The organism is Thalassoglobus neptunius (genome assembly GCF_007859735.1).
Lineage (GTDB): Bacteria > Planctomycetota > Planctomycetia > Planctomycetales > Planctomycetaceae > Thalassoglobus > Thalassoglobus neptunius.
Window position 1 is genome coordinate 1 of sequence record NZ_SIHI01000008.1, and the last position, 16,113, is coordinate 16,113.

Below are 16,113 nucleotides of genomic sequence, written 5' to 3' on the forward strand. Positions count from 1 at the left end.
CACCAAATCGAGCGAAGCCATGATCTATGTGGCTTCCATTGGTCGCATGCTCCGCCGCTTAGCTCCTTCACCCAACCAAGCTCCGTTCAAATACCGACTTACAGCATGAAGAGGATTCCGGATAGGCTCTGAGTTTGATCGTGCGAGTGAGTGCACACCGAAACAGAAAATGATCTCGGTGACAATTCTCTCGCGAATCGACTCCGTTCAGCAATGAGCTGGGTTCAATCAAGTGCGTTGATCGGATGAACTGGGAGAGATTATGTTTCGACGTTACAGCTGACTTTCGTCGTACTTTGTTGCGAGGAAGAGGCCGAGGAGTCGGACAAATCCGTTCTCGAATTGCATGCGAGCGCGTGCTCCATTTTCGGTCGGTCGAATTTCGATGCGGACAGCGTCTCCGCCGTCAGACATCGCTTCGTCAGTCAATTCTCGTTGAAGCGGATCTGCATTCTCCGGAGTTGGAAGGTCAAGCCACGGCAACATTCGAAACACCAGTTGGAATGGGGCAGTGCTTCCGTCAATGGTCGCCGTTGACGAAGCGAGGAACTGATCGATTGCGAAATCCAATTCGTAGGTGACTTCATCTCCCCCGAGCCCAAACCAGAGAACACCGTTTCCGGTTCCGAGATAGACGCTCGGATCGCCTCCGTAGATTCGACGATCTTGATCGCTTGAGTCCGATCCCTGAAGCCGGTGGAGAACGACGCTTTGATGTTCGTGCGCATCGAGTTCAATGGAGTCGATGGCGTCATTGGACGTCACTTCGCTCAAGACTTCACGAAGTGCTTCTCCAAAGGAATTGCTCCCGACGAGTTTCAGTGCCCCGAGCAGAACGAACTTTCGGTCTTCCAGAGGAACAAACTGGAAGATGGCATTCAGGTGTTCTTGCTCAATCGTCGCCCGGAGCGACTGGCTGAGTCTCTCAATCGACGAGTGAACGGTTTCAGGAAGATTCTCTTTGAATCCGATATCCATTGCGTCGACGAGTCCATTCATCGCTTCGCGTTCACGGCGATCGAGCATCCATGAAATGGAGAGCGTGAGCGGGTGCAGTTCGGAGTAAAGCCCCTCGAAGGAACTTTTCCGGCCACCGATGTTGGTCATGAACTTTGCGAATTCGCTATCCGGTGTCGCGTCGAAGAGGAGTTCGAGAGCGGCGGTCTGTTCTTCCGGATTCGCCTGTAAGCCGAGCGTGACCTGTTCTCCGTCCCGCAAAAGCTGAGTCAGGAATTCCAGCCCGCTTTGCCCATTGGCTTTTCGAATTTTGTGAGCTGCTGCTGTCTCGTCATCTCTCTGCTGAAGTTCCGCCTGAGCACTGGTTTGAAACGTTGCGAGGAAGACGTTGCGGATGATGGGCGAAATGTTTCGAAGCTGAAGCGAGATACTTGCGTCGTACCGGGATGCGAGGCCAGAGACGTGATCGAGCGGGTGCGGCATCTCTTCTTCAAGGAGGTATTCGTTGGGCGTCGCGAACGCATAGTCATCCTGAATGACCATATTCAGGGATCGTCGTCCGCCGCCCAGTTTGAAGCGTCCTTCTTCGCCTTCCACTTGTTCAGGTTTCAAGGGGCCAAGCGAAGCGGTTTTCACGAAAGCGTCGAGGTCATCGATCGGGATGTACGCAACTGGAGTCGGTCGTGGCGGGAGTGAATCATCAAGAAAGAACATCACGCCCACCGGGCGCGTCCGGTCGATTCCATCCAGATTCCCAGCACGATCTGTGAGAAACTCTTCAATCATCTCCGTCATGTCAGGTCGACCAGAGGCTTCGAACATCTCGCCGATGTTCACGAGAGACTGATCGAGGCTGCGGATGGTCACCATCGCAAAAGGAAGCCGAGGGCCGTAGTCTTCCTCGTCCAGTTCTTCGGAGGACTGTGCATTGCTGATCCGAGCGGAGATCAGAGCGAGAGAGCTCATGATCAGGCAAATTGTGATGATTCGTCTCAGTCTCGGAACGAATTCGCGACTGGTCTGAGTGGGCAGGACTGGAAGACGTTTCATAGATGACTTTCGTTCAGGTTCAGAGTCACGAGTGCTGGTCACGCTCGTCGATGTGATGAGTTCACTTCGGTGCGATCGATTGTCTTGCGTCTTCAATCTGCTTCGCTGCGTGGGACAATTCTCGAGATTGGATGAAAACCGGTCTCTCAATTCTACTGAAGGGGCAGGGCGTTGAGTCAAAGGTGGGGCGAATTCCGAGAGCAAGTTGCTTTTTCCGGTGCACTCGCTTGAACTCTTTCATCAGGAAAAATGCTGAGTTTGCTCGTGCGAGTGAGCGCAAACCAAAACAGAAAATGCTCTATTCAGGAGTTCAGTTAAAGTTCCAACTCGATCTTCGCCTCAGAGTTTCGGTGCATCAGTGGATTTCTCACGGTTTTCTTGCAAAATTCGCTTCAACAGTCGTCGTGAATTGTTTGCGGATTGGATCACGATTTTCGCGAAGTTGGCGGCAGGCGATCTGAGCACTCCCGCGATTCGCAAATCCTCCCAATGACTCACCAATTTTCTGACAGGAACTACCTGAGGAATGGCCTTTTGGTGTCAACAAATCGATGAGTCAGGTGAAGCAGGTTCCTGAATGGTCGTTGTTCACAATCATGCGTGGAGGAACCGAAGCTCCAGTGACTCGAATTCCGACGACTTCGTGAAACCGTGAAATCGGTCTAACGTGTTCTATTTCAGTGACTTTTGCAGGAAACTCACCATCAGCTCGATTCGAGAAGAATCATAGAATAGGGCCCCACCGTGGGCTCCTCCGTGGATGATTTCAAGTTCGACAGGAATCTCGAACTCCTCGTACCGTCCCAGCAGCTCAAGAGATTGGTTCACCGGAACCTGAGGATCCTGATCTCCATGGAGCATTAAAAGCGGAGGGTCCGAAGCATCGACGTGAAAGACGGGGCTCGCCAGTTCAGCCAGTTCCGTTTTGTCTTCCGGTTGGCCCCCCAAAAGAAGTTGAAGGGCAGGGATGCGTACTCCGAGTCCGTGTGGAGTCGATTGCGGAAGAATCGTTGTCAAATTTGTCGGTCCATACAAGTCGATGATTGCCTGGACATCAGAACTTTGGTCGAGATGACCACCGACCCGGCCTTCAAGTTTGGAGTTCCCATTAGTCACACCGACGAGTGCGACGAGGTGTCCTCCGGCCGATGCTCCCGCGATCCCGATAGAGCGTGCATCGTATCCGTATTCCGAGGCATGCGCTCTGAGAAACCGAATCGCTGCTTTGATGTCATGAATCTGTGCGGGGAAACGAGCAACGGGTGACAATCGATAGTCAATACTCGCAACGGCGTACCCTTCGTCGACGAGATCTTTCAGCGGTATTGATCTTCGCGAACCAGACCTCCAGGCGCCTCCGTGAACCCAGACGATGAGTTTCGGATTGACGGCATCGTCCGGCAGGTAAAGGTCGAGCAGAAGCTCGTGGCTGTCGACCGTCGCATATTTGATGTCGTGCAATTCTTCCGCGATTGCGTGTTGCCTCGGCGAGGCAGAGATCGCAATTGCGAGGATCAGCAGCCAGCGAATCGGACCGGGAACAACCATGCCTGTCTCTCCTGAGTTGAAAATCGATCAGAAGCTCTTCGAGTGATGCGGGATGGTGACTTCTGGAGCAAGTGGCTCTTGCCTGTGCACTCGCTTTCGCTGTTTCATCAGACAAATGGCTGAGTTTGCTCGTGCGAGTGAGTACAAACCCAATCAAAAAGAATCCTCTAATTCAACACGAAGTCATTCGAGAGCAGCCCCGTCATAGTAAAGAGTGCGACGGTTTCATCAAAGAATGTGAATGAGTTCTGTCGGGAGAAATTTCGAGGAGAGCGAATCTCTGCGAGTCAAAATTTGCTCACTCGCTTCGGAATGGTGGAGTGAGTTTTCTGTTTGTCGGGGTGACTCCATAAAAAAACCTTCGACCATGTTACGTGGTCGAAGGGATCGATGGAGCAAGAAAACCAAACGTCGTCGATGGACTCAGTGAAGTCGGTTCAGACTCGACTGCTGGCTTCGTTGTGGCTTAAACCATCTCTTTCAGTTTTTTGAGCGCTGTGACCTTCACGACTTTTCGTTCAGGCTTTGCAGCAATCATGATTTCTTCGCCAGTTCGGGGATTGATTCCCTTCTTGGCAGGTTGCTTCTTGCGAATTCTCTTCACGATCTTCAGCAGTCCAGGAATCGTGAAAGCGCCGGGCCCTTTTGCTCCGATGTTTTCAGCGATGACTTGTTCCAGAACGTCGAAGAAGTCAGCGACTTCCTTCTTGGTCATGCCGGTTCGTTCCGACAGTTCGTTGAGGATCTGTGTCTTGGTCAGAGGTTTAGCAGCTACAGCCTTCTTCGCCATCGTGGCTCCTTTCAAATGGCGGTCTGAAATCGACCTGAAATTGAAGTTATTGAGGCCCTAAGTAGAATTCTGCAGTCAATGGATGTCAATTGCCGCACGCAGGCAAAGTCGACAAAATGGTCGCTTTTTCCGCAAAAATGTTGCGGTCAACGCTCATTTGGGACAGGAAATACAGTTTCCCGGGTGCAACCATCGAGATCACCAGTGACGCTGAGTGAACTCCAATCGATGAAAATTCCACGCGATATGACTCATCGAAAGCGGGCAGTTGAGTGACTAAATCATCCCACGCTCTTTGAGAAATGCGATGACTTCGTCAGCGAGTTCATCGATCCCTTTGGAGTCGGAATCGAGAACAAGCTCAGCGTTTTCTGGGATTTCGTATGGGTCATCAATCCCGGTGAAACCTTTGATTTCGCCAGCTCGGGCCTTCTTGTAAAGCCCTTTCGGATCACGTGCTTCGCATGTTTCGAGCGGTGCGTCGACGTAAACTTCGACGAATTCGCCATCTTCGAGCAATGCACGGACAGCGTCACGGTCTGCTCGGTATGGGGAAATGAATGCAGTCAGGGTGATCATCCCCGCATCTGAGAAGAGTTTGCCAACTTCTCCGATTCGACGGATGTTTTCCGCTCGGTCTTCCGCAGAAAAACCGAGGTTTTTGTTCAGCCCCATGCGAATATTGTCGCCGTCGAGCAAGTAGGTGTGCTTGCCCATCTCAGCCAGTTTGTGATCAACGGTATTGGCAATTGTGCTTTTTCCCGATCCGCTCAGTCCGGTAAACCAAAGCACACAGGACTTGTGACCCTTCAGTTTTTTACGGTCTTCGGAGGAAACCCGGTGATCGTGCCAATGAACGTTTGTTGCCTTTTGTTCGGCCATTGCGTTTCTCAAATCAGTTTTGCTATGGAAAAGATGCCATTTTCTTCTCGCATGCTAGAGAATCTCTGAAAGCGTGAAAAGGAATCGACCGGAATCTTTTCGCCCTCTCGTTTTCGATTATGCTCCCGCAGCATGTGCCCTCGTTACAGGGGCTCGTTACAGGGGAGTGTGTCGCAGGGCACTTACTGGAGCGGTCTGGGCGGAAGTGCTAGATTAGCACCGTCGGTGATTGTGGGGCGGATGAACGGACGCTGGTCAATTCAGTCACTGATTCTCACCACACCTTGAGAAACACCGATGAGGTGAGAAACGCCAGGTGAGAAACACTGAGAAGCTCAAGGGACATTCAGCATCTTGAGGGACATGCAGCCATCACTGGAAATGGCTCCCTCGTTGCCGATCGATTCAGTTCGAACTTGTTCCCGGCAGATGTGTCCTGCGTTGAAGATGGCAGTCGCGACTGGTCGAGAATCACTGCAGAAAGTGACATTGCTCAGGCGGGAGCACATTCAGAGTTCGAAGTAACTGAAATCATGTGACACGAAACAGATCAACACGACCTCCGGCGAAGTTGTCAGAAGCGAGACTGTCATGATCGCTGAACTTGCCAAGAGGGGACGTGATCTTCAGATGAGAATTCAATAGAGAGTTAGCTGACGTGAATGGTCCAAATTTTGAAAAATACGAACTGATCCCGGTCATCGCTCAAGACGATGAGACGGGCGTCGTATTGATGCTGGCGTATATGAACGAAGTCGCTTATCAGGAAACTTTGAGCACTAAGCGAGTTTGTTACTATAGTCGGAGTCGGCAGAAGCTGTGGCGAAAAGGGGAAGAGAGCGGGAACGTTCAGGAACTGAAATCGATCTACTTCGACTGCGACGCGGACACCATTCTGGTGAAGGTCGTTCAAGTTGGAGGCGCCGCCTGCCACGAGGGCTATCAGTCCTGCTTCTTTCGAAAAATTGATCCCGAATCGAAATCCGTGTCTGTCGAAGGTGAGCGAGTCTTCGATCCCAGCCAGGTCTACGGCAAGAAGTAAACAAGACGATTTGAAACTTTGGATTCTCTGCGAGTCCGTTAACGTCGTCGACTTATTCCATCAACTCATCGATATCGAACCACGAGTGATCGCCTCATGTCAGAGAGAACTCTCAAGCTCGGAATTCCAGCTGGAAGTCTGCAGGATGCTACCGCAGAATTGTTTCGCAAAGCTGGTTACAACATCAAATTCTCCTCTCGGTCGTATTACCCGACCATCGATGACGACGAAATTGAATGTCTGCTGATTCGCGCTCAGGAGATGGCCCGGTATGTCGAGAATGGCATTCTCGACGCGGGAATCACCGGCTTCGACTGGATTCAGGAAACGCAGGCCGAAGTGACTGAGATCTGCGAACTCGTGTTCTCAAAGGTGAGTCGTCGCCCGGTTCGCTGGGTTCTTTGTGTCCCGAACGATTCTCCAATTCAGAGTGTGAATGATCTCGAAGGCAAACGCATCGCGACTGAGGCAGTGGGCCTGACAGAAGCTTATCTGAAAAAGCACGGGGTGACGGCAGCTGTGGAATTCTCATGGGGAGCGACGGAGGTCAAGCCACCCAGACTCGCAGATGCCATTGTTGAGGTCACAGAAACGGGCTCGTCGCTTCGGGCGAATGATTTGCGGATCGTCGACGAAGTGCTGCAAAGCACGACGCGGATGATCGCGAACAAGACCTCAATGACCGACAACTGGAAGTCTCAGAAGTTGCAGGACATCGCTCTGATGCTTAAGTCCTGTCTGGCTGCTGAGGGAAAAGTTGGGTTGATGATGAATGTTCGGAGATCGGACCTTCCAACGATTCTGCGGAATCTTCCAGCATTGAAAGATCCAACGGTTGCGTCATTGGCGGACCCTGACTGGGTGGCAGTGAATACCATCATCGAAGAGTCAGTAGTTCGGACCATCGTGCCTGAACTGATTGCCAATGGAGCGAATGGAATTGTTGAGTTTCCCATCTCAAAGATTATCGATTGAGCGGGTTTCTCGGATTCCCCGATTTTCAGAATAGCATCAGCGAATTCCTGTCGAATCTCATCAGGTTCGCTGTTGGTTCCTGCATGAAGAGAGGGCGGGTGATGGGGATGTGACAGTTGTCCGAGACGCAGCGTCACATTCGAAGTAACCGTAGCCAGTGGAACGATTCGCTTTGCCCAGTCGATCCATCAGAATTGGCCCTTTCGCTTCAACATCCTGAAATTCAAGACTTTCCTTCCGATCCTGTGAACCCATAGTGGGCTACGTTTGGTGATCCGTCCGACTTTTCAAGGGGACGATGTCAAAGGAGCCACGACAGGAATCGGAGTTATGCTAGTACTCAGTCGAAAACAGGATGAAAAGATCATTATTGGAGACTCGATCACTTTGATGGTCGTCTCTATTCAAGGCGACAAGGTTCGCCTTGGGATCGAAGCACCTAAAGAAGTCAGTATCCATCGGGAAGAGGTCTATCAGGCCATTCAAAGCGAACAGAAGTCAGGCTGTAAGCCACAGTCCACACCCACGGAAAAGTGATCGTTGGGCGATCTTGTCACGCGATCGGTTTCGGGCAATCGCACCTATGAGAGAAGGCTCTCCGTCATCTCTTGCCAGCGTGTGCCCAACAGGACTGAGCGCGTACAACGAGATTGCGAACGCAGAGATCGCATCACAGAGATCTCATTCCTCAAACCGCATCACTCATTCTGTGCAGGTGGATCTTCTGATTGCTGAGGGACTGCGGGAGCGACAATTTCCTCGCAGGCGATCCCAACGGTGTTTCTGCCGACCCCAATCTGAATGAGAAGCGGCTGCGTCGACGCTTTCCATCGAATCAGGTATGCGTCGCTGATAAATGTATCGTTGAAGATCTCTCGACCGGTAAATCGATTGAGGACGATCAACTCCATTCTTCTCCCTTCTGGAGACGCGAAGAACAGAATGGGCCATGCCGACGGGGTCAGGGTGTTAAACTTCTGGTCGGTGATTTCTCTCGCCCACATCAAGCTTCCATCCTGTTGATCGATGCAGGTGACCTTCCCGTTGACCGTCGTTTCCAGGGTTTGAGTCGTCACCGAAGAATACGAGAAGTGATGGAATTCCGGGGCACCATCTCCCGGGACCACAATCCATGTCGAACCACGAGTGAGAACTTCGATGCTTCGAGGAGAGTTTGTGATCTCCGTCTGCGTTTGAATTCGCTGCACGCCTGTCTGACCGTCGAGAACAACGAACTTGCCTTCTGGGTCGAGAAGACCAATTGAAGAGCCATCAACGGTTGTCCAGATCGATCCGGACGGGACTGTCGCTGTCCAGATGGCCTCGTCCGAAACGGGGTCATACATCTGAAATTCGAGTGTCTCACCGTTCGTGTGAAGCACTGGCCAGTAACGTCGCCATTCGCCGAAGTGTCGGTCGAGTGGGCCTCGAATGGTCTCTTCAGGGATCTCCTGAGTTCCGATTTCCTCTCCGTCGAGCGCTCGGAAAATCCGGACGATTTCTGATTTCGGAGCTTTGGTGAGGATGTATTCGTCGTCGTTAAAGATCTCGCTCCCGGGTTCCAGGTCATTCCGTTCCCAGAGAAGTCGACCCGTCAGCGGATCGATGACCTTCAGATCGATTCCTCGTCCGAAGCAGAGAAACGATGTCGTCAATGTTCCCACATCGCCCGTGAACTCACCTTGCTCCTGTCGGTACGAGAGAAACGTTCGAAATCCGGGAACCGGTTCATTGAGCGGATCGGAAAACACACGCTGTTCGACAAAGTCATCCTCAATTTCAACGAGAGATTCATTCAGGAGAACGCGGGGAAGCTCGGTGTTGGATTGAAAGTCGACAAGTAGAAATCGTTCTGCGAGAACGATGACGGCAAAGCTGCCGAACGTCGAAACGTGCCGTCCCAGCCGGGAACCGAGAGGAAATCGAGTCGATCGGATGCCGGTTTGAAGACGGGCTTTTCGTACCCCATCGTTATCGTAGACATCAATGTAGCTTCCCATTTGGTCGAGAAAGAATGACCAGCCTTCAAGGGGAATCGAAGAAGGCCCCAGCTGAGGGATTTGATAGCGGTGATGAAGCTCGACGGCATTCACGTCGTCTGTCGACGAGGCTGTTTCCGGCCATACAGGCACCGTTTGAAAAAGCTCGGCCCATTCCCGCGCGGTGCGGAGGTTTTTGATCTCTTCGAGAGCACCCTCTGCGGCAGGCTCCTGACCGCGAAGGGTCAGCTCGGCCTTTGTCAGGTATGCGTTTGCGTTTCGCCCTTCATTCATGAACAGGGAGATCTTCGCCAGTTCAACGAGCGCCTGCGGATGTTCTTCCGACGGGAGATCTTTCAGAAGTCGAGTCCACATCAGAGAGAGTTCATTTGCCCGTTTCGAAGTGAGTTCGATCGATTGCAGCCTCTCGAGGACGTTTTCAAAGTCGAGGATCTCTTTCGGAAACGACCGCATCACGAGGATAGCAGCGGAGTCATCGGATTGTTCGAGGAGCCAGTCATTGATTCGTTGACGCAGAAGCTTGGCATCGTCTTCTGATGCGGACTGATAGATGTCGAAGACTTCAGAAAGGACCCACCGTTGGGAATCAATTTCAACGATTCCGTCAGAGTCTTGTGTTGTCCCTTGAGTCTCATTCTTGTTGAGAATCTCCAGATACTGGTCGATCGCTTCTCCGTACTGGCCACTTCTGGTGAAGCGGTTGGCGAGGTGTTTGCGAAATTCAAACATCTGCTCCGCGTTCGTGAAGAGCGGCTCGATGTTGCTGATTTCGTCGACGTTGAACTCCTCGTCATACCGGGCCAGACGTTCGATCATTGCCCATGCAAGCACCGAACGACTCGCTTCCGGCAATTCATCGAGCGAGATACTTGTGAAGGCTTGATATCCCTGTTCCCAGTCCCCTTGTTGCAAAGTGATTTCGGCGAGAGCGGCGACTCGCTCCGGGGAGTTGCCATCGAAACTTGCGAGTGACTCGCGAATCTCTGATTCGCTTGAGAATGCGGAAATTTCAGTCGCTGTCTGCATCACGAGTCGGTCACCAGCGACGGTTAAGTTGCCGATCGGAGCATCCGGAGAAACCATTGAACGAGCGAGCATTGTTCCGGTGGCGAGATCGACGAAAGCCACTTCTCCGGTGGAAAGCGGTTGCGCATAAGTGTCTCCCATGCGAACTCCTCGTCCGGATGGAATCGGAATCGAAACGCTCCACTCACGGCTGCCATCAACTGTGGAGAGTGCCAGAATCTCTCGCCTCGACAGAACGATGAGTTGATCCTGACGCACTCCCAGAATCGAAATCATCTGTCCACGTGGGACAGTGTTTTCCCAGCCCGAAGAACCGTCTTCAAGTTTAACTGCGACCAGTTCATCGCTGTCCGGTGGAGTGAAAAAGACAAGTCCATCTGCAGCGACGATCTTGCTTTCAAACCATCGCCGATCGTCCAGCAGGCGTTCGATGGAATCGGAAATGTTCTGTGAGCGGGGACGCCGTCTTCGAAGAAACAGATCCGGTGAAGATGCTCGGGCTGTTTTCTGATATTGATGTGTCCACACAACAGATCGATTGAGAGGATCGATCGCTGTGAGCACTCCTTCCCCAGTCGGGCAAATCAAGAGGCCGTCGAGATACGCAGGCATCAGACCAGCCAGCCGCCTCGAATCCGCGAACACCAGATCCTGATTGGGATTGAGCAAACCGATCGACCAGAGAATGTCTCCATTGTGTTTGTCGATTTCGAACAACTGGACTTCACCGCGTTCTTCACCAATCACGAAGAGCTGATCGTTGATCGGAAGTGGAGCCCCATAGAAGAAGACCTGTCGGGGAAGTTCCGTCACCTGGTCAAATGGAATCATGGATTGGTCGTCCATCGATCCGATCGACCACCGGTTTCGGAGACCGGAGGCGATTTCGTAACAATGAAGCTGATTGAACGACTGAGGAAGAAGTTCATGACGATGGTTCGACCGCATCAGAAGATCGGGCTGAGTGCTTCCGACAAGCTGACAGTCGGTGATGGCGTATACGAATTCCCCGTCTGTACTCAACGACGATGACGTCAAGTCTCGCCAGCCTCGCAGAGAAAAGAACAGGGAGAGCATTTCCTCTCGAAAGGGATCACGCTGACCGGCAGGGCTTGATGTCGCTTTGAAGAGATAGTCGAACGTTTCGTCAGACTTGATTCCGACACCCACAAGTTCGCCGGTCTCAATGTCGTAGGCCTTCGGGGCTGCGTAACCCGGCACCAGGACCAGATTGCCGACACTGAGTGCTCGACCGGCTGGGAAACTGACCAGTTTGTCAGAGGAATGAACCTGAGAACCTGTTGCGTTTGCAATCGAGAGCGATTCCTGAACGAGCGCCGCTTCCCGGTTTCTATCCCCCAGAAAGAAGTCATACTCGTCGATCAACTGCCGACCCCACAATTGACTGGACCGGACAGGAGAGAACTCAAAACGGCCTGCATGAGAGGGGCTGCCATGCGGGTTTGTCCATGTTTGCAGAGGGGACTCGGATTCCGAGCCGAGTTGGATCTTCTCTTTGAGAGTTTCGATATGGACGTTTAACCGGTCGTCGGAAAGTGTTCGTTTGGCTCCCGAGAGATCCCCCACATCCAGTCGCGTTCTCTTGAGAATCCTGAGTGCTTCGCCCCCCGCTTTGGTTGCGGCAAACCGCCTCGCCACTTCTCCGATTGCAAGTTGGTCCTGTTCCGCGACGGCAAGTTTCAGGAGTCGTTGGGCTTCACCGCCGTACAGTCTTTCGTACTCATCCCGGTGCGTCTGGATTGTCGAGCGGACGAGACTGGAAATGGGCTCCCCGACAACGTTTTCGTCTGTGGTGAAGAAGTCGACAGATTCGTCGAGGATCGATTGCAGAACTTTGAGCCCATCGGCCACCTTTCCCTCTTCGATCAGGTCGTTCCCCTGCAGGTAGGCAGACTGTGCGAGGTGATCAGTTGGCAGCCGCAGAACAAGGTCGTCAATGTCGCCGGACGGCTGAAGCTGGTTTTGATTCCCGAATGGGTTAAAGAACTGGGCCTGGGCGTTCTGTGCAGCGACGACCAGAAAGCAGGTCGCACACCAGACAATGATGAATTGAGTTCGACGATGATGACTCATCGGGATTCCGGGGAACATATCGAACGGGTTGTGTGTCAAATGGGACTGATTGTTCATACCGAAATCATACCCGGTGAGGCCACGTTGAGAATGCGAGACCTCGCCGCAAAGTCAGATTTCGACGGATCAATTTTGCTTGAAGACAGGACTTGTCGGAGACGCCCTGGGTGAAAAAATGTTTCCGGATTGGCTCCGCAATGAGATCTGTTCAGAAAAACAATTGACAGCTTCGCGGAAAGTGTGCTACCGAATAACAGGGAAATCATCATCAGAAGTGGACGAAGACCGTGAACCTTGCAAAAGAATCGATGTCTGATGCCAGTCCGCAACTCCTTGTTGCGGACGATGATTGCGCTTTTCGTGAAACCGTTCTTGAGTTTCTCGAGCCTCATTTCCAGACAATCGCAGTCGACTGTGCAGAGCACGCGATCGAGGTCGTCTCCACGACATCGATCGATGTCGTTCTTTTCGACATGCACATGCACGTCATGACCGGGCTGGACGCGATCCGCTGGTTGCGGGAACATCAATCACGATTGCCCTGTATCTTGATGACTTCGGACTTGTCACAAGAACTGGAAGCCGAAGCCTACGGGCTGGAAACGTTTTCTGTTCTGAGGAAGCCTCCACGAGCGCAACACCTGATCGATACCATCCATTGTGCTTTGGAGCTATAGTTTCAATGGAGTGCGGTCGTTTCTGACCCGGTAGAGACTCTCAGTCTCTGCCGTTTCGACGATTGCAACTGTCGCGGAAGCGGTAAGTCGTATTGAGAGTCAGTCGCGAAACTCTCTCTTTCGCAATTCGTGGTTTCAGACCAACCAGCGAAAGATCCATCCCGCCGCATTGATCACGTCGAAATAGCAAGGTCGGACGGACGATGGCATTGGTCACGATTCAGGTGATTCAGGGGCATGAAGCGGGAATTGTCTTGCGGGATCTCGAGACGCCGTTCACGATTGGACGCGAAGAAGAGAACGAAGTGCAGCTCAACGATGAGCGAATCAGTCGATTTCATGCAAAAGTGCAAGGAAATGACGACGCTTTGATCCTCACGGACCTCGACAGCACCAACGGGACTCGAGTGAATGGGCATTACACGAAAATGCGAATGATCCAGCTTGGGGATCAAATCGCTGTGGGAAGATGTCTGTTGATCGTCGGAAACCCGTCGGAGATCAACATCGCCGGTGCAGGAGTTCCTGTCGACGCAGATGATGATTCCAGCGTGTTTCTGGAAGACAACGAACTTGTTCAGCCAGCCTTTCCCGGAGGGCCGCCGGAGTGTCCCGCTGACTTAAATGCCCTTCAGGCAGCGCAGGTTGCCAGCTTGGTTGAATTCGCCCGAACCGAGGTCTTGGCCGCTCTGAATTCGATCTCAAGTCGACGGAAAAGCGACGCAGGTCAAAACGATGAACAAATCAGCGAAGATGTCGTGCTCCCTCCAGATGCATGGCACCGGTTGCAGTCTGTGCCCGGTGTTCTGGCACGGTATCTGACTGAACTGGCGAACCCGTCCGACGAGTAAAAACGCTGCCGATTTCTGAATCGATACTGAGCGGCATTGAACGTGATCGAACAAAGCCACTCCACGGTCGCGAATCTCGGAGAAGCCATCGGTTTCGTGGAGTGCTCGAAACGGGGGAGCGAACTATGCTTCAAATGGCAATTGCGATGACCGCCAGAATCGCAATCCAGACGACTCCCAGAAAGTGCCAGAACCAGAAGCATGCGCGGACTCCCCAAAAGTACTCATGGTCATAGCGATCGCTCCATGACCGAATCACGATCAGCGAGAGAAACATCGTCGCGACGAAAAAGTGAATGGCATGGAGGGTCGCGAGGCAAAGCACGAAAGCAGTCACTCCCACTGATGCCGACTCGTATGTCCTTTCAGTCGGAAAGAGCGACCAGAGGGCATAACACTGCACGCCGATAAACAAGCTTCCCAGGACAAGACTGGCGAGTAACCACTTGCGGAAAGGTTTCTGCTGCTCCCGTTTGACGTGCGAAAGGGCCTTGCTCAGTGAGGCGCTTCCCGAGAAGAGAATGAGAGTGCTGAAGGCGAATGCAGGAGGGAAATAGAGCCCCTCGTGATCGACGTTCGGTTTGCCGAAAAGACGCTGCAAAATCCAGGTCAGTCCCATGGCAAGGATCACGGAACTAACGCAGACCGCCACCATTCGCAGGGCTTGCAGACTTTGACCTCCTGCGTAACGACTCGACGTTGAAATCGAACTCTGAGAGCCAGGCATAATTGCCATCCATACGGGGCTCGGCATTGAAAACTGGTGAGTCAGTAATTTCGAGTTCACTCACCAGTTCGAAGAGCTATTCTGAATCCGAGCCTGACAGATCGAAGAATGTGCCCATCAAGTTGTGGCCTTGTTCGATCACTTCGTTTGTCTGTCGGGCTGACGGTTCATTATAGGCGCTTGCTCCAACACATGGCACATCCGATCCGCAGAACGCATAGGGAACGTACCCGTGGCTGTGTGTCTTGGTGCGGAGAAACGTTGGATGATCCGGACAGACGAGAATTCGGTAGTCCCCCTGGTCGCGAAGGTGGCGATGCAAGGGACCGACGATTTTTTCATCGATTTCTTCCAGCGCGGTCACTTTCTCCTCAGCGAGACCTTCGTGAGAAGCTTCGTCGGTCGCTTCGACATGAACGACGACAAAGTCATGACCTTTGTTTAATGTTTCGATCGCAGCCCGTCCCTTCGCAGCATAATCCGTGTCGAGATAACCGGTTGCGCCCTCGACTTCGACAACATCCCAGCCGATCAGCTTTCCGATTCCTCGCAGCAGGTCGACCGCAGTGATGACCGCTCCGCTGACTCCGAAACGCTCTGAGAACAGTTGAAGATTCGGTCGCGATCCTTGTCCCCACAGCCAGGCCTGTGTCGCTGGGAGAAGGCCGTCGGCAAGACGCTTTTGGTTGGCTTGAGAAGATTCGAACAGCTCGACACTTTTGTCCATCAGTGCGCGAAGATCACACCCTCCCGATCCCATCGGCAAATGATCCGAGATCGGTTGATCGGTAATGTCGTGAGGGGGAACGGTGTAAGTGTCGGACGCGAATGGGGCTTTATCTCCCCGAGCCCGGTAGATCAGCAAATTTCGGTAGCTGACCCCTGCGTGAAATTTCCAGTGTTGGTCTCCGCAACAGTGACTTTGCAACAGCTCAATGAGTTCGCGAGCGACATCGTTTGAAATCTGACCCGCAGTGAAGCTTTTCATGATGCCATCAACGACGGTCACGAGATTGCATCGAATGGCCCAGTCCCCGGCTTCCAGTTCAATCCCCTGAGCGGCAGCTTCCAGTGGGGCTCGGCCTGTGTGGTAGACAAGCGGGTCGTAGCCGAACAGGCTCATCGTTCCGACGTCGCTCCCGGATGGCATTGATTCGGGAACGTTGTCAGTGAGTCCCAATCGTCCCAGCTTGGCGATTTCGTCCATATGTGGCACTTTGGCTGCTTCCAAAGGAGTTTTTCCTCCCAGCGAGTCTTGAGCTTCGTCGGCACAGCCATCGGGAATTACCAACGCATACTTCATGAGATTGCCAATCTTAGAGTGAGAACGTGAAGAGAGAACATTCTAGAGCAAGTTGCTCTTTCCTGTTCACTCGCTTGAACTTTTTTCATCAGGGAAAAGGCTGAGTTTGCTCGTGCGAGTAAGTGCAAACCAAAACAGAAAATGCTCTGGGCCATTTTCAGGGGTTTTCTGCACTCGCCTGAACGGGTTTT

The 16,113-nt window shown here is 52.5% G+C and carries 12 protein-coding genes; 5 read left to right on the forward strand and 7 right to left on the reverse strand.

The window, feature by feature from the left end; translation table 11 throughout:
* Positions 1-273: 273 nt before the first annotated feature.
* From KOR42_RS14765 to cysC, 4 genes are all read right to left on the reverse strand, one after another.
* The gene (locus tag KOR42_RS14765) at positions 274-2,007 is read right to left on the reverse strand and encodes a hypothetical protein (RefSeq protein WP_146510610.1); all 1,734 of its coding nucleotides are present in this window, start codon (positions 2,005-2,007) and stop codon (positions 274-276) included.
* A gap of 672 nt (positions 2,008-2,679) precedes the next feature.
* Positions 2,680-3,555, reverse strand: a complete 876-nt coding sequence (locus KOR42_RS14770; protein WP_146510611.1) for an alpha/beta hydrolase — start codon at positions 3,553-3,555, stop codon at positions 2,680-2,682.
* A 466-nt stretch (positions 3,556-4,021) separates the two neighbouring features.
* Positions 4,022-4,345, reverse strand: coding sequence for an HU family DNA-binding protein (locus KOR42_RS14775; protein WP_146510612.1), 324 nt, complete (start codon positions 4,343-4,345; stop codon positions 4,022-4,024).
* Positions 4,346-4,621: 276 nt separating this feature from the next.
* The gene (gene cysC, locus KOR42_RS14780; RefSeq protein WP_146510613.1) at positions 4,622-5,227 is read right to left on the reverse strand and encodes an adenylyl-sulfate kinase; all 606 of its coding nucleotides are present in this window, start codon (positions 5,225-5,227) and stop codon (positions 4,622-4,624) included.
* Positions 5,228-5,885: 658 nt separating this feature from the next.
* Here cysC and hisI point away from each other — a divergent pair.
* The 3 genes from hisI to csrA all read left to right on the forward strand — a co-directional run bounded on the left by hisI (position 5,886) and on the right by csrA (position 7,781).
* Complete coding sequence (gene hisI / locus KOR42_RS14785; RefSeq protein ID WP_146510614.1) at positions 5,886-6,269, forward strand: phosphoribosyl-AMP cyclohydrolase; 384 nt, start codon at positions 5,886-5,888, stop codon at positions 6,267-6,269.
* Between the two features lie 96 nt (positions 6,270-6,365).
* A complete protein-coding gene (gene hisG, locus KOR42_RS14790) occupies positions 6,366-7,244 on the forward strand; it encodes an ATP phosphoribosyltransferase (protein ID WP_146510615.1) in 879 nt (292 codons plus the stop codon).
* Between the two features lie 330 nt (positions 7,245-7,574).
* On the forward strand, positions 7,575-7,781 hold the full coding sequence (gene csrA / locus KOR42_RS14795; protein ID WP_146510616.1) for a carbon storage regulator CsrA: 207 nt from the start codon (positions 7,575-7,577) through the stop codon (positions 7,779-7,781).
* A gap of 161 nt (positions 7,782-7,942) precedes the next feature.
* Here csrA and KOR42_RS14800 read toward each other — a convergent pair whose 3' ends face one another.
* A complete protein-coding gene (locus tag KOR42_RS14800) occupies positions 7,943-12,364 on the reverse strand; it encodes an outer membrane protein assembly factor BamB family protein (RefSeq protein WP_197441206.1) in 4,422 nt (1,473 codons plus the stop codon).
* Between the two features lie 308 nt (positions 12,365-12,672).
* Here KOR42_RS14800 and KOR42_RS14805 point away from each other — a divergent pair, with 308 nt between their 5' ends.
* Together KOR42_RS14805 and KOR42_RS14810 are read left to right on the forward strand one after the other, a co-directional pair.
* Positions 12,673-13,041: a response regulator gene (locus KOR42_RS14805; protein WP_197441207.1), complete on the forward strand. Its 369-nt coding sequence runs from the start codon at positions 12,673-12,675 to the stop codon at positions 13,039-13,041.
* A gap of 203 nt (positions 13,042-13,244) precedes the next feature.
* Positions 13,245-13,892 (forward strand): FHA domain-containing protein, encoded by a 648-nt coding sequence (locus KOR42_RS14810; RefSeq protein WP_146510619.1) that lies wholly within the window; start codon positions 13,245-13,247, stop codon positions 13,890-13,892.
* Positions 13,893-14,022: 130 nt separating this feature from the next.
* Here the strand turns inward: KOR42_RS14810 and KOR42_RS14815 are convergent, their stop codons facing one another.
* Together KOR42_RS14815 and KOR42_RS14820 are read right to left on the reverse strand one after the other, a co-directional pair.
* Complete coding sequence (locus tag KOR42_RS14815) at positions 14,023-14,619, reverse strand: cytochrome c oxidase subunit 3 (RefSeq protein WP_197441208.1); 597 nt, start codon at positions 14,617-14,619, stop codon at positions 14,023-14,025.
* A 76-nt stretch (positions 14,620-14,695) separates the two neighbouring features.
* A complete protein-coding gene (locus KOR42_RS14820; RefSeq protein ID WP_146510621.1) occupies positions 14,696-15,922 on the reverse strand; it encodes a cofactor-independent phosphoglycerate mutase in 1,227 nt (408 codons plus the stop codon).
* Positions 15,923-16,113 lie beyond the last annotated feature (191 nt).